General features: G+C 41.5%; 20 protein-coding genes. 10 read left to right on the top strand and 10 right to left on the bottom strand.

Features of this window, described 5'->3' with window-relative positions; all coding sequences use genetic code 11:
• Positions 1 to 9: 9 nt before the first annotated feature.
• From L0P31_RS00420 to nrdR, 8 genes are all read right to left on the bottom strand, one after another.
• Entirely contained in the window at positions 10 to 297 is a 288-nt protein-coding gene (locus L0P31_RS00420; protein WP_000197495.1) for a hypothetical protein, read from the bottom strand.
• Between the two features lie 32 nt (positions 298 to 329).
• Positions 330 to 674 carry a hypothetical protein gene (locus L0P31_RS00415; protein WP_049500892.1) on the bottom strand — a complete coding sequence of 115 codons (345 nt, stop codon included), beginning with the start codon at positions 672 to 674 and terminating at the stop codon, positions 330 to 332.
• A 68-nt stretch (positions 675 to 742) separates the two neighbouring features.
• Positions 743 to 1,078: a hypothetical protein gene (locus L0P31_RS00410; RefSeq protein ID WP_049500990.1), complete on the bottom strand. Its 336-nt coding sequence runs from the start codon at positions 1,076 to 1,078 to the stop codon at positions 743 to 745.
• A gap of 83 nt (positions 1,079 to 1,161) precedes the next feature.
• On the bottom strand, positions 1,162 to 2,472 hold the full coding sequence (gene der, locus L0P31_RS00405) for a ribosome biogenesis GTPase Der (protein WP_238095291.1): 1,311 nt from the start codon (positions 2,470 to 2,472) through the stop codon (positions 1,162 to 1,164).
• 13 nt (positions 2,473 to 2,485) lie between these two features.
• The gene (locus L0P31_RS00400; RefSeq protein WP_049546544.1) at positions 2,486 to 3,199 is read right to left on the bottom strand and encodes an NADPH-dependent oxidoreductase; all 714 of its coding nucleotides are present in this window, start codon (positions 3,197 to 3,199) and stop codon (positions 2,486 to 2,488) included.
• A complete protein-coding gene (gene dnaI, locus L0P31_RS00395; RefSeq protein WP_049546545.1) occupies positions 3,196 to 4,092 on the bottom strand; it encodes a primosomal protein DnaI in 897 nt (298 codons plus the stop codon). Before dnaI ends, L0P31_RS00400 begins: the two co-directional genes overlap by 4 nt.
• Positions 4,093 to 5,262: a DnaD domain protein gene (locus L0P31_RS00390; protein ID WP_049546546.1), complete on the bottom strand. Its 1,170-nt coding sequence runs from the start codon at positions 5,260 to 5,262 to the stop codon at positions 4,093 to 4,095.
• Positions 5,263 to 5,736: a transcriptional regulator NrdR gene (gene nrdR / locus L0P31_RS00385; RefSeq protein WP_001203672.1), complete on the bottom strand. Its 474-nt coding sequence runs from the start codon at positions 5,734 to 5,736 to the stop codon at positions 5,263 to 5,265.
• Between the two features lie 139 nt (positions 5,737 to 5,875).
• On the opposite strand from nrdR, the gene L0P31_RS00380 reads away from it, so the two are divergent.
• The 4 genes from L0P31_RS00380 (at position 5,876) to gggC (ending at position 9,411) form a co-directional block, all read left to right on the top strand.
• A complete protein-coding gene (locus tag L0P31_RS00380; protein ID WP_020901665.1) occupies positions 5,876 to 6,241 on the top strand; it encodes a GntR family transcriptional regulator in 366 nt (121 codons plus the stop codon).
• A 4-nt stretch (positions 6,242 to 6,245) separates the two neighbouring features.
• Entirely contained in the window at positions 6,246 to 6,941 is a 696-nt protein-coding gene (locus L0P31_RS00375; protein WP_004256110.1) for an ABC transporter ATP-binding protein, read from the top strand.
• Between the two features lie 15 nt (positions 6,942 to 6,956).
• Entirely contained in the window at positions 6,957 to 7,724 is a 768-nt protein-coding gene (locus tag L0P31_RS00370) for a hypothetical protein (protein WP_238095289.1), read from the top strand.
• 139 nt (positions 7,725 to 7,863) lie between these two features.
• A complete protein-coding gene (gene gggC / locus L0P31_RS00365) occupies positions 7,864 to 9,411 on the top strand; it encodes a streptosactin export ABC transporter GggC (protein ID WP_238095287.1) in 1,548 nt (515 codons plus the stop codon).
• A gap of 51 nt (positions 9,412 to 9,462) precedes the next feature.
• On the opposite strand, the gene L0P31_RS00360 is transcribed toward gggC, so the two are convergent.
• Both L0P31_RS00360 and L0P31_RS00355 read right to left on the bottom strand, forming a co-directional pair.
• Complete coding sequence (locus L0P31_RS00360; protein ID WP_001288952.1) at positions 9,463 to 10,158, bottom strand: LrgB family protein; 696 nt, start codon at positions 10,156 to 10,158, stop codon at positions 9,463 to 9,465.
• Positions 10,155 to 10,529, bottom strand: coding sequence for a CidA/LrgA family protein (locus tag L0P31_RS00355; protein WP_004235226.1), 375 nt, complete (start codon positions 10,527 to 10,529; stop codon positions 10,155 to 10,157). The genes L0P31_RS00360 and L0P31_RS00355 overlap by 4 nt, the downstream gene beginning before the upstream one ends.
• A gap of 282 nt (positions 10,530 to 10,811) precedes the next feature.
• On the opposite strand from L0P31_RS00355, the gene L0P31_RS00350 reads away from it, so the two are divergent.
• The 6 genes from L0P31_RS00350 (at position 10,812) to queE (ending at position 13,851) form a co-directional block, all read left to right on the top strand.
• On the top strand, positions 10,812 to 11,192 hold the full coding sequence (locus L0P31_RS00350; protein ID WP_125447916.1) for a MarR family winged helix-turn-helix transcriptional regulator: 381 nt from the start codon (positions 10,812 to 10,814) through the stop codon (positions 11,190 to 11,192).
• 99 nt (positions 11,193 to 11,291) lie between these two features.
• Entirely contained in the window at positions 11,292 to 11,513 is a 222-nt protein-coding gene (locus tag L0P31_RS00345; protein ID WP_000570256.1) for a DUF4649 family protein, read from the top strand.
• Between the two features lie 15 nt (positions 11,514 to 11,528).
• Entirely contained in the window at positions 11,529 to 11,843 is a 315-nt protein-coding gene (gene trxA, locus L0P31_RS00340; RefSeq protein WP_001029581.1) for a thioredoxin, read from the top strand.
• Positions 11,844 to 12,045: 202 nt separating this feature from the next.
• Complete coding sequence (gene queC / locus L0P31_RS00335) at positions 12,046 to 12,699, top strand: 7-cyano-7-deazaguanine synthase QueC (protein ID WP_238095285.1); 654 nt, start codon at positions 12,046 to 12,048, stop codon at positions 12,697 to 12,699.
• The gene (gene queD / locus L0P31_RS00330; RefSeq protein ID WP_238095283.1) at positions 12,699 to 13,142 is read left to right on the top strand and encodes a 6-carboxytetrahydropterin synthase QueD; all 444 of its coding nucleotides are present in this window, start codon (positions 12,699 to 12,701) and stop codon (positions 13,140 to 13,142) included. The genes queC and queD overlap by 1 nt, the downstream gene beginning before the upstream one ends.
• Positions 13,135 to 13,851: a 7-carboxy-7-deazaguanine synthase QueE gene (gene queE / locus L0P31_RS00325; RefSeq protein WP_125386812.1), complete on the top strand. Its 717-nt coding sequence runs from the start codon at positions 13,135 to 13,137 to the stop codon at positions 13,849 to 13,851. The genes queD and queE overlap by 8 nt, the downstream gene beginning before the upstream one ends.
• Positions 13,852 to 13,868 lie beyond the last annotated feature (17 nt).

Here is a 13,868-nt window from a genome sequence, read left to right as displayed (position 1 = left end):
TATGACTGATTAATTGCCAAAAATCGGCAAAATGGCAAATAGGATAAATAGATTAATCCAAAGAGAAAAACAGCAGATCAATCCAAAAACAAAGAGACTGACTTTCTTGGACAGCAAGGCCATCAAAATGGACAGAATGCCAAAAACTAGCAAGACTTTCTGTATGCTGAAGAGGTCAATCTTTCCCCCCAGAATCGGACTGCCCCAAGGAAGAAAGAAGAAAGCAATCCAGATCAACAGAACTAAACCAATATAGACCTTGGAATAGCGAGTAATAAATGATTTTAGACGTGTCATAAGCTACCTCCTATCAATAAAAACCATATAAATCAATACCTTCCACCTTTTGACTTCCCTAGTTCTCGTCTCAAGCGAAACATGTTTTTGAAAAAGATATAGGTTAACCAGTCACTGCCTAGAGATAAGACTATCAGAAGCAACCAAACACCCCAATCACTAGCATCTGATACATAATTTAGAACAAAAGGGAAAAATAAGAATGAAAAAATTGTCATATCCAAGCTAAACAGAGCTAAAAGGGAAATATAAATCCAGTAGAAATAGTAGATAACGGGGAAAAACTTACTGTTTCTATCAGCATTATCTATCCAATAAAAAAAGTAAAAGCAAGGAAATAAGAGTATCAAATGAAACCAATTAAACGACAGTTTCATCTTCGACACCTCCTCTTTAAAATTGTTTTCTTTAGTTTCATTCTATTAAATGTTCTTACCAATATAAATCAATGCCTTCCCGCTTTAGACTTTCCTAACTCCTTTCTTAGTCTAAGCATTTTTTTGAAACAGGAATAAGTTAACCAATTCATACTAATAGCTAGCAGAATAAAAAGAAACCAAATACCCCAAGACCTGATATCTGTCCAATTTTTTAAAAGTATAGTGATAAAGAAGATTGAAACAACTGCCATGAATATTCCAAGCAAGGCAAAGAGCGGAAAATAAAACCAGTAAAAATAGTAAAATATTGGGAAAAACTTACTCTCTCTATTGCCCTTTTCAATCCAGTTATCAAAATAAAAGTAAGGTGCTAAAAGTAAGAATTTAAACAAATGTTCCATCATCAACACCTCTCTTTGTTAGCGCTTTCTTTATCTTCATTCTATCAAAAAAATCTGGAAATGTCATTCCAGATTCTACTTTTTTATTTACGTTTTCTTGCGATGAGATGGATTGGTGTTCCTTCAAAGACAAAGGCCTTGCGGATTTGATTTTCCAAAAAACGTAGGTAAGAAAAGTGCATGAGTTCTTCTTCGTTTACAAAGATAACAAAGGTTGGTGGTTTGGTTGCCACTTGAGTCGCATAGAAAATCTTGAGGCGTTTTCCTTTGTCTGTCGGTGTTGGGTTGATGGCAATAGCATCCATAATCACATCGTTCAAGACAGCTGATGGAATACGTGTGTTTTGACTTTCACTGATTTGCTTAATCATCTCAGGAAGTTTGTGGAGACGTTGCTTGGTCAAGGCTGATACAAAGATAATCGGTGCGTAAGGCAAGTATTGGAACTGCTCACGGATATCTTCTTCCCAGTTTTTCATAGTGTGGTTGTCTTTTTCAAGCGTATCCCACTTGTTGACCACGATAATCATCCCTTTACCAGCTTCATGGGCAAATCCTGCGATACGTTTATCGTATTCACGAATGCCTTCTTCCGCATTGATGACCATCAAGACCACATCTGAACGATCAATAGCACGCATGGCACGCATAACAGAGTATTTCTCAGTATTTTCATAAACCTTACCAGACTTACGCATACCAGCCGTATCAATCATGGTAAACTCTTGACCATCTGTATCTGTAAAGTGGGTATCAATGGCGTCACGAGTTGTTCCAGCAACTGGACTGGCAATGACACGGTCTTCTCCCAAGATGGCATTGATCAAGCTTGATTTTCCAACGTTGGGACGACCAATCAAACTAAACTTAATCACATCTGGATTTTCTTTTTCATATTCATTTGGAAGATTTTCTACAATAGCGTCTAGCACATCCCCTGTACCGATACCATGGACAGATGAGATTGGCAGTGGTTCACCCAAACCAAGGGCATAAAAATCATAGATATCATTTCGCATCTCAGGGTTGTCCACCTTGTTGACTGCGAGGATAACTGGTTTGTGGGTCTTATAAAGCTTACGGGCTACGTATTCGTCTGCATCGGTAATTCCTTCCTTACCAGACACGACAAAGACGATAACATCTGCTTCTTCCATGGCAATTTCTGCCTGGTGCTTGATTTGTTCCATGAAAGGAGCATCGACATCATCGATTCCTCCTGTATCAATCATGCTAAACGAACGATTGAGCCACTCACCCGTTGCATAGATACGGTCACGTGTCACGCCTTCGACATCCTCTACAATGGAGATTCGCTCACCAGCGATCCGATTAAATAGGGTTGATTTCCCAACATTGGGACGTCCTACAATGGCAATAGTTGGTAGGGCCATAATTTCTCACTTTCTACAATAACTTCTTCTGTTCAAGATTTTTTCTAGTTGAGCTTGGTTCAGCTTGACCAAACTGTTCTGCTAGACGCTGACTCCAGCTTGTGGTTGCACGCGCTCCAGCATAGTCCGCCTGTACACGGTCATAAGCTTCGATTGCATCAGTTGACTGTTCTTGATATTCTTCCTCAAACACCACTTGATTCAATGGCAAGCGAGGTTTGACTTCATGTTCTTCATTTGGTAGTCCTAGTGCCATCCCAAAGACAGGATAGGTGTAGTCAGGCAAATTAAAGAGTTCTGCTACTTCTTCTGACTTGTACCGCACCAAGCCAATAATGACACCACCATAGCCCAAGCTTTCAGCTGCCAGCAAGGCATTTTGACCTGCAAGGGCCGCATCGACCGAACTAATCAAGAGACCTTCCACACCTTGGGGTTGGAAGGTATCCGTATGGAGTCGTGCTCCCTTTTCTGCTCGGTTCAAATCTCCGACAAAGAGAAGAAAAACAGCAGACTGGCGAATGGCTTCTTGAGGCACCAATTCATACAAGGCATCTTTCTTTTCGTGACTTCGTACCACAATCACAGAGTAGGATTGGAAATTCTTCCAAGACGAGGCCATTTGCGCTGCTGTCAGGATTTCAGTCAAGTCTTCCTGAGGAAGGGCTTGCTCCTTAAATCTTCGAACAGACTTATGAGCTTTCATCAGTTTAATCGTTTCTGTCATCGACGGTTCACTCCTTCTAAACGAGTCTCCTCAGCCAAATAACGGATGCGTTCCATGACGCGTCTGGCTTCCCAAGTTTCGTCATTTCCATGCTTCCCTTTAGCGAAATGCAGCTCCAATTCTTCAAAGTTGAAGTTGGAGGTGAAAAAGGTCGGTAAATTTTCCTGCATCCGATATTGGAGAATGACTTGCAGGATTTCATCACGCACCCAAGCTGTTGATTGCTCGGCACCAATATCATCTAAAATCAGGACTTCAGAAAGCTTAATCTCATCCACCAAGGTCTTGACATTGCCATCACCGATAGCATTTTTGGCATCAATGACAAAGCTAGGATAGTGGAGGAGGGTGGATGAAACACCACGTTTTTCTGATAAATCATGGGCTAAGGCAGCCACCATGAAACTTTTACCCACACCAAAGTCTCCATAGAGATAGAGACCTTTTCGAATAGTTGGATATTGTTCCACGAAAGCTAATAGCTTTTCAAAAACTGGCAAGCGACCCAAATCATCCAAATCTACTTGAGCCAAACTAGCTTTCTTGAGAGTGTCTGGCAGATTGATTAACTTGAGACGGTTCTTAATAGCCGCTTCTTTTTCAGCCGCGATTAGTTCTGGAGTTTCTTCATAAGAAACGTCCGCATAGCCATGATTCATAACCAAAATAGGCTTGTAGCCTTTGGCAATATAATCCGTATCCCCACGGAGAAATTTGTCACGCTCGGTGATGTACTGATTAAACTTGGAGATACTGCGATTCAATTCCTCTGGGCTGAGGGATTCTTGCTGGATAAAGGCCGCAACATCAGGGTCCTTCATGATTTTCTGGACCAAATCTTGATAATGAAAACGGCTAGGTTGACGTTTGAGTACGTCTCCGACACTTTCCATCTAATCTCCTCCTTTTTCTAATCGAGCTAATAGTTCTTGTTTCTTACGTTCTAGTTCCAGACGAGTTTCCTCGCTGGTTTCATTCTTATAATCTGGATTGCTCCACTTGGGTACATTGGACTTAGCAGGATTCGGTTTACTAGCCTTTTGAGCCTGGCTCTTCTGCCCTCTCTCACGGATGCGCAAAACTGCCTCTTCTGCCGAATGAATCTTTTGATAGGCATAGTCATTGGCTACCTTCATGGCATATTTTTCATTAATATTTGCCGAATCTACCTTATTAAAGGTCAACAAGAGAATGATATTGATGACTTCGTCCAGCAAGCCCAAACCAGCCATCTGTTGCAAGAGTTCCCTTTCTGTTTGGGTAATGGTCCCCTTGCGTGTTTGCTTGATTTCTGCCAAGAACTGCAGGGCAGTCTTACTTTTGGCTTCTTTGATAATGGTTGCTTCCTTAGGACTAAAGTCAGAGGAAACAGGTTTTTGAGCAATTTTTTCCCGCATGCGTTTGGTTGAAATAACCTGGGAAACAGCTGTTGACTTGGCCAATTGATAAGTTTCAAACCAAGTCCATTTCTTCTCCTCGGCGATGGCAAAGAGGTTTAAGACATCGGACTGCTCATCCGCAAAGCGAAGCCCATCTCGAGCCATAAGCTGACGAAAATGGTCCAAGTCAAAATCGTTGGCCACTTTCTTCTTGAGACCAAGGTCTTCTTGACTTCCCAGTTCTGCCAAGTCTGGAAAGACTTGATTGAGCGAGACAGGTATTTCTTCACCATCAGCACTTTCAACTTTCAAATCCTCCACAGCCGAGTCGCCAATCTTTTTCTCCAAAAGTCTGCGATAAACAGGATGCTCCAAGAAGTTTTGACTAGATAGAGGAGCATGAAGGGCTAGCTGATAGGTATCCCCTTTTTGATAGAGGGTCAAGAGATTAAAAGCAGATAGGATTTTCAAAGATTTTAAAAGTCTGTCCATCCCAAAATTGAGATGATTGAGAATGCTTGAAAAAAGATATTCCTTTCTACCATTATCCCAAAAACTGATTGTATAAAGATAAAGGCTCAGTGCCTCCTGACCGATAATCGGGAGGTAGCACTGTACCAGAGATGAGGTATCTTGCGACACCCGATTATTCTTTAGATAAGAAAAACGGTCAATTGGCTTCATTTATCTTTCCTTTTTCTTTTTAGAGGACTGGGTGATTTGTTGGAGCAAGCTCTCTAACTCACTGACATCCTTAAAGCTACGATAGACACTGGCAAAACGTACATAGGTAATCTCGTCCAGTTCAGCTAACTCCTCCATGACGAGTGAACCAATGTCCTCACTTTGAATTTCATTTTCATTTCGACCACGGAGTTTCTGTTCGATACGATTGACTACCATGTTGATTTCATCACTTGACACAGGACGTTTCTGGGCTGAGCGGATAATCCCATTAAAGATTTTATCTCTGGAGAATTGTTCCCGTGTGCCATCTTTTTTAACAACCACTAAGGTTCTTTCTTCTACCCGTTCGTAGGTTGTAAAACGGTGCTGGCATTCATCGCACTCACGTCTTCTACGAATGGTGTTCCCTTCTTCTGCTTGGCGACTATCGATAACACTTGACTTGGTAGCCCCACATTTTGGACAACGCATCCTTTCCCTCCTTATCGTTTTCTTTTCATTATACCATTTTTTAAACGATTCCCAAAACAATTCTTCTTTTTGCTTGACAAGTTTTTTGTTTTGTTGTATTATTTAATTAAGACAAAAGGATAAAAGAAAGGAGACCAAGATGTCCTGGACATTTGACAACAAAAAACCCATCTATTTACAGATTATGGAGAAAATCAAGCTTCAGATTGTTTCCCATACACTGGAACCCAATCAACAACTTCCAACCGTGAGAGAGCTAGCTAGCGAGGCCGGTGTCAATCCAAACACCATCCAAAGAGCCTTGTCAGACCTTGAACGAGAAGGATTTGTCTACAGTAAGCGCACAACTGGACGATTTGTGACTGAGGATAAGGAGCTAATCACCCAATCGCGCAAACAATTATCAGAAGAAGAATTGGAACACTTCGTTTCCTCCATGACCCATTTTGGCTATGAAAAAGAAGAACTACCAGGCGTAGTCGGCGATTATATTAAAGGAGTTTAAGCCTATGTCATTACTAGCATTTGAAAATGTATCCAAATCTTATGGAGCAACACCAGCCCTTGAAAATGTTTCCCTTGACATTCCAGCTGGAAAAATTGTTGGTCTCCTTGGGCCAAACGGCTCAGGAAAAACAACCCTGATTAAACTAATCAATGGCCTCTTGCAACCAGATCAAGGACGTGTCCTTATCAACGACATGGACCCAAGTCCAGCAACCAAGGCCATCGTAGCTTATTTGCCTGATACGACCTATCTCAATGAGCAAATGAAGGTCAAAGAAGCCCTAACCTACTTCAAGACCTTCTATAAAGATTTCAATCTTGAACGCGCCCATCATCTACTTGCAGACCTCGGCATTGATGAAAATAGTCGTCTCAAGAAATTATCAAAAGGGAATAAGGAAAAGGTACAACTGATTTTGGTTATGAGCCGTGATGCTCGTCTCTACGTTCTGGACGAACCCATTGGTGGGGTGGACCCAGCAGCCCGTGATTATATCCTCAATACTATCATCAACAACTACTCCCCAACTTCTACCGTTTTGATTTCTACCCACTTGATTTCTGATATCGAGCCAATCTTAGATGAAATTGTCTTCCTGAAGGACGGAAAAGTCGTCCGTCAAGGCAATGTAGATGATATTCGCTATGAGTCAGGTGAATCCATCGACCAGCTCTTCCGTCAGGAATTTAAGGCCTAAGCAAAGGAGATTATTATGTTTTGGAATTTAGTTCGCTACGAATTTAAAAATGTTAACAAGTGGTATTTAGCCCTTTACGCTGCCGTGCTAGCCCTTTCTGCCCTTATCGGAATACAGACACAAGGCTTTAAAAATCTACCTTATCAAGAAAGTCAGGCTGCTATGCTACTTTCTCTAGCTACAGTCTTTGGTGGATTGATGATTACACTTGGGATTTCAACCATTTTCTTGATTATTAAACGATTCAAAGGTAGTGTCTATGACCGACAAGGCTATCTGACCTTGACCTTGCCAGTTTCTGAACACCATATCATCACAGCCAAATTAGTTGGAGCCTTCATTTGGTCTATCCTTAGCTCCACTGTACTAGTTCTAAGCGCTTTTATTATTGTTACCATAACGGTTCCAGAATGGATATCAAATTCTGAGTTGATTCCACTTGTAGGAACATTCCTTCCTCAACTCTCTCTTATGGGGGTATCCTTCCTACTAAATACCATCTCAGGAATCCTCTGCATCTACTTGGCTATTTCCATCGGACAACTGTTCAATGAATACCGTACCGCACTCGCTGTTGCAGCCTACATTGGTATCCAAATCGTCATTGGATTTATTGAAGTCTTCTTCAATACCAGTACTAACTTCTATATTAATTCACTTGCAGGATTTAATGATAATTTCTATATGGGAGCAAGCGTAGGCATTGTTGAAGAACTCATATTCATAGCTATCTTTTACCTCGGAACCTACTATATCTTGAAAAACAAGGTTAATTTGCAATAGTTTTAAAGTCTAGCGACAATAACTCGCTAGACTTTTTTCGTTCTCAGGACTTACATTTTTAATATGAAGTATTTAATAAAAAAGAGTATAATAACTTTAAAATTGATTATATGTATATCGATAAGGAGGGCAACTCTTTATGCTGAAAAGATTTGTTACTAAGAAGCACCTCATACTTTACTTCTTTTCTATTGCCATTACTTGGCTGGAAGCAATTATCACACCAGCCCTTGTTCAAAATATTGTTGCTAGTTTTACCAATCAAGAACTAGGCCTTCTTTGGAAAGTTTTGATTTTAGGAATCCTTGGTAATCTCATCCTCTTACTGGGTTTGGCTGGGAAACGTTATTACTACGCTCGTTTGATTACTGACTTCAAATATGGAATCAAGAGTGCTATTTTCAAGCGATTTTTAAACAGTTATGAGATTGATGAAAAAGATATCTTGTCCGACCTAGAAAACGACGTCAAGCAACTAGAAGAAAACTATATTGAGCCAACGATCATCATCATTTCTTCTCTTGGCTTCACAACTGTGTCCATTCTCTATGCCCTTTGGACCAATTTTTACCTGGGCTTGATTTTCATCCTCTTCTACTCCTTTCCTGTACTCTGCAGTGCTATCGGATCAAAGCGTTTGGACTCACTTTCTGAAAAGCGGTCAACTGTTAACCAAAGCTACTTAACAAGCTTGACAAATTTTATTGGCGGTAGCCAACAAATTCGCCATTATCAGGGGCAAGATTTCTTTTTTACTCGCTACCAAAAGCAATTACAAACCAGTCTAGATACCGAAATTAACTATGAAAAGCAACGAACTTTAAACAGTCTCTTGATCAATAGCATCGATGCCTTTTGTTCTGTCACACCAATCGTCATCGGTGGCTTTATGACCTACTATAATTATTTAGATGCGGCGAGTTTTGTGGCCATCTATCTAGTTTCCTATAATATCGGCTATCAATTCCAAGAGTTGGCTTACTTTACCAACACCCGAAAAGCGACTCGAACTCTTCTCAACAAATACCAAAAACTTTTGGGCCAGTCTGATGCCATCTTGCCTAGAATCATAGAAAACATTTTCCCTATCCAACTTGACAGCATCTCCCTAGAAAAAGATGGGAATATCCTCTTATCTCCGATTTCCATACACATCAAGCAAGGAGAAAAAATCGCCATTATCGGGGAAAGTGGCTCTGGTAAGACAACCCTGCTCAATATCATTCATGGAGAAGAGACACCGACAAGTGGACAGATTAGCTTTGCTGGTCAGAACCTGTCACGTCAAGAAATCACAAGTATTAGTTCCTATATTCTCCAAGATAGCCATTACTTTGACACGCTATCTCTGGAAGACAATATCCTTCTGGGACTGGATAAAAATAAAGAGACTTTAAATCATATCCTCAAAAAAACAGGATTAGAACATTTGAAAAATCGAACGCTCAGAAATGATAGTCTATCTGGTGGCGAGAAACAACGCCTTGAAATCGCTCGCGCCCTCTACCATGATAGCCAGCTCATCTTAGCTGATGAGATTAAGGCCAATCTTGACTTGGAAAATAGCAGAAAAATTAGCGGTTTGCTCTTCTCCCTACCTCAAACAGTCATTGAAGTCATTCACCACTACACGGAAGAAGACTTAAAACACTATGACCAAGTCATTCACTTAAGCAAAGAAAAATAATACTCTATAACATACGATTTTAAAAAGCAAGGAACTCAAATTCCTTGCTTTTTAACTCAATATCAAACTGGCTACGATAGGGCTGACAAAGACATAGAGAATACCGGTAACACCGATAGCCAAACCACCCATGGCTCCTGCTACAGAGCCATATCGAAAGGCTGTTCCCGTTCCGACAGCATGACCTGTTCCTCCAAGGGAAAGACCAACAGCTACTGGGTCATCAATTTTCAACCACTTCAAAAGGGTTGGGCCGATGACACTGGTTAAAATCCCAGTCGCCACTACAACCACCAAGGTCACGGTCGTCAAACCTTGCAATTTTTCTGTGATTCCCACTGCCATGGCGGTTGTTACTGACTTAGGAAAGAGAGAAATGGCTAGGAAAAAGTCCATTCCAAAAATCTTAGCTACAAGGGCTGTGAAAGAGGTATTGACAACTACTGCTAACAGACTACCAAAGAGAATACTCCGTGCATGGTGCTTCATCAAGTGAAAACTCTTATAAAGCGGAATCCCTAGAGCCACGGTCGATGGAACAATCAAGTTGTTCAAATAAACCCCACCTTGGTAGTAATCTTGGTAAGAAATACCCGTCACCTTTAGAAAGATAATAATGAAAACAGCTGACAAAAGCAAGGGCGTTGTCAATGGATGAGGAAAACGTCTGTAAATCAGCATTCCCACTAGATAGGCTAGGATAGACAGGGCAAGCCCAAACAGGGGATTGGAAACAAATTCACTCATTTGGTATCTCCTTTCTCATAATCTCCCTCAAACCGTCGCTTAATGAACTGAACCACCAAGGCTATGAGGATAATATTGATGACTGCTGCAAAAAAGACAATCAAAACAATTGGCAAGAGATAGGGAGCAATCACATCAAACTTCTCCATGATTCCCACTGCTGGCGGCAAAAAGAGAATGGTCATATTGGCCAGCAAGAAATTCCCCACCATGTTGACATGCCTAGTTCTCAGCCACTTGAATTGTAAGGCTAGAAAAAGAATAATCAAACCAATAATACTGCCTGGGATGGGCAAGTGAAAGAAACTAGAGATTCCCTCTCCGATTAGAGAAATCACAAAGAGAATCATTAATTGAACATATAATTTCATCCTAAACTCCACGAAATAGACTTCTTGCATACCAGTTTACTCTTTTTTCAGAAAATTTCAAGGAAATGCACAAGGGATAATGAAAATTAGAAAGGAAAGGGCATACAAACAATTCTTGACTTGTGAAAACAGGCATGATTTAGGATAAAAGATGCCAACGTCTTTCTTGCCAGCTCTTTTGAAAAGTAGTATAATTATTGCATGCGCAATCATCTTGTAATGTGGAGACTGTCCGTTAATGGACATTCTTCTATTTACAACTCTAAAAAGAAAGGAGATACTATGACCTATTTGGAAAAATGGTTTGACTTCAATCGTCGTCAGAAAGAAATTGAAAGTCTCTTGGAAGAGACTATTGCCCAGCAGAGCGAGCAAAGTCTGACCTTGAAAGAATTCTACCTCCTCTACTATCTGGACTTGGCCCAAGAAAAATCTCTACGCCAGATTGACCTGCCAGACAAACTTCATCTGAGTCCGAGCGCTGTTTCTCGGATGGTGGCTCGCTTGGAAGCCAAAAATTGCGGTCTGCTTAGTCGCAGGTGTTGTGATCAAGATAGACGCTCTAGCTTTATCTGCCTGACAAGTGATGGGCAAAAAACACTGGCCACACTACAAAAGGCTGTCGAAGCAAGCTTGGAAACTGGTTTGGATTTCTTAATTTAAGATGATTTTAGAAAAAAGTTGCGTGCGCAATCATTTTTCTTGACATTCTCTTTTACAAGGAGTAAAATAAAATCATCATTAAACAAAGGAGTTTTAAAAATGATTGAAATTACCTATCTAGATGCCAGCAAGAACGAAAGAACTGTGACTTTCGAATCTTATGAAGACTTTGATCGTTCACAACAAGCTTGCCTTATCGGCGTCGCAGACTACTACCCTGTCCAAAAATTAACTTACAACGGTCATGATTTGGACTACCATGGGACTTACGGAGATGTCTTCTTCTATCTCATGAAACAAGATTTAAGCCAATATAACTAAAAAAGGAGAAATACAATGGCAAAAGCAATTACAGATGCAACATTCGAACAAGAAACAAAAGACGGTTTGGTCTTGGTAGACTTCTGGGCAACTTGGTGTGGTCCATGTCGTATGCAAGGTCCAATCTTGGACAAATTGTCTGAAGAACTTTCAGAAGATGTTTTGAAAATCGTTAAAATGGACGTTGATGAAAATCCAAACACAGCTCGTGCTTTTGGAATCATGTCTATCCCAACTCTTCTCTTCAAAAAAGACGGCCAAGTTGTCAAACAAGTTGCTGGTGTTCACACAGCAGAACAAATCAAGGCCATCGTTGCTGAATTGAGCTAATCATACTAGAGACCAAGTACTTTCTTTGGTCTCTTTTTTTCTTGCCCTTTGCCATTTTTCAAAAAATATGCTAGACTGTATGTAGAATATTACGATGTTTGGGACATGCCATCGCTAAAAAAAACCTCTACTTGGTATTTTTTAGCTCCCTCAAGGGAGCTTTTTGCGTGCTCTGAACATTTCCCATTTTGGAAGGAGTACTATGAAACGTCAATCAGCCTTGGTCGTCTTTAGTGGCGGTCAAGATTCTACAACCTGCCTCTTTTGGGCTAAAGAACACTATGAAACGGTCGAAGCCGTTACCTTTGCCTACGGCCAACGCCATCATCTCGAAATTCAAGTCGCTAGAGAAATCGCTAAGGAACAGGGCATTCGTCATCATATCCTAGATATGTCTCTACTGGGGCAAATCACTGAAAATGCCCTGACCTCTGATCTGGAAATTGAGCAAAAAGAGGGAGAGGTTCCCAATACCTTTGTTGACGGTCGTAACCACCTCTTTCTATCCTTTGCTGCAGTCCTTGCTAAGCAACGAGGCATTAAAGATATCGTGACAGGTGTCTGCGAGACAGACTTCTCAGGCTACCCCGATTGTCGGGATGTCTTTGTCAAATCTCTTAATGTTACCCTCAACCTTGCTATGGATTACGACTTTGTTATCCAAACACCTCTCATGTGGCTAGACAAGGCTGAAACTTGGGAATTAGCCGACCAACTCGGTGCCTTTGACTATGTTCGTGAAAAGACCTTGACCTGCTACAACGGGATTATCGGAAGTGGCTGTGGATATTGCCCAGCCTGCCACCTACGTCAACATGGTTTAGATGTTTATCTCTCACAGAAAGGAGAGGCCTAATGTTTTTTGCACCCAAAGAAATCAAACAGGAAACTGGGGAGTCTCTTGTCTACAATCCTCACAGAACCTTGGTATCAAAAGAGTTTACCTTCGATGCTGCCCACCACCTCTTTCACTATGAGGGAAAATGCAAATCCCTGCACGGCCACACCTATCATCTGCAGATTGCTGTCAGTGGACTTTTAGATGAACGTGGCATGACCTACGACTTTGGAGACATCAAAGCGATCTACAAGAACTTCTTAGAGCCCCACTTGGATCATCGCTATCTCAATGAAACCCTGCCCTATATGAACACGACTGCTGAAAATATGGTTTACTGGATTTTCCAAACCATGAGTCAAGAGTTGCCAGATGAACGCGGTCTCCGTTTGGAATATATTCGCCTCTATGAGACTCCGACTGCCTTTGCGGAGTTTAGACGGGAGTGGTTAGATGACTAGGGAACGTATCCTCAAACTACCAGTTCTGGAAATTTTCGGCCCAACTTTTCAAGGTGAAGGTCGTGCTATCGGGCAGAAAACCATGTTTGTCCGCACTGCTGGTTGCGACTACCACTGCGACTGGTGCGATTCTGCCTTTACTTGGGATGGTTCTGAAAAGCCAACTCGTATGACTGCTGACGAGGTCATTGCTGCCTTGGATAAATTGGGGAGCTACGACTATGTAACTCTATCTGGGGGAAATCCTGCTATCCTAGCAGCCAACATGGCTGAACTCGTCACTAAACTCAAGGAACGTGGTGTCACTCTGGCTGTTGAAACTCAAGGCTCTCGCTGGCAAAATTGGTTGAAAGACATCGACCAGGTTACTCTGAGTCCCAAGCCTCCTTCATCCAAGATGGAAGTCAACTTTGAGACCTTGGACTTTATCGTTTCCCAACTGGATCCAGACAAGGTCACCTTTAAAATCCCTGTCTTTGACGATGCCGATTTGGCCTTTGCCAGAGGCATACAAGAACGCTACCAACCAGATGTCCTCTTCTTATCGGCTGGAAATCCTGAGCCCAAGGCCACAGGCAATATTGTCCAAGACCAACTAGACCGACTCAAAGAACTTTGGGAACGCATCGCCGCTGATGATAGCTGGGGCAATGTCCGCGTCCTTCCTCAACTGCATACCCTCCTCTACGATAATCAACGTGGTGTTTAAGATTAGAAAGAAAAAAT

Origin of the sequence: Streptococcus mitis (assembly GCF_022137125.1) — a bacterium.
GTDB classification, from domain to species: domain Bacteria; phylum Bacillota; class Bacilli; order Lactobacillales; family Streptococcaceae; genus Streptococcus; species Streptococcus mitis_CE.
The sequence above is the reverse complement of the archived record's forward strand: the minus strand, read 5'-3'. Positions and strand labels throughout refer to the sequence as shown.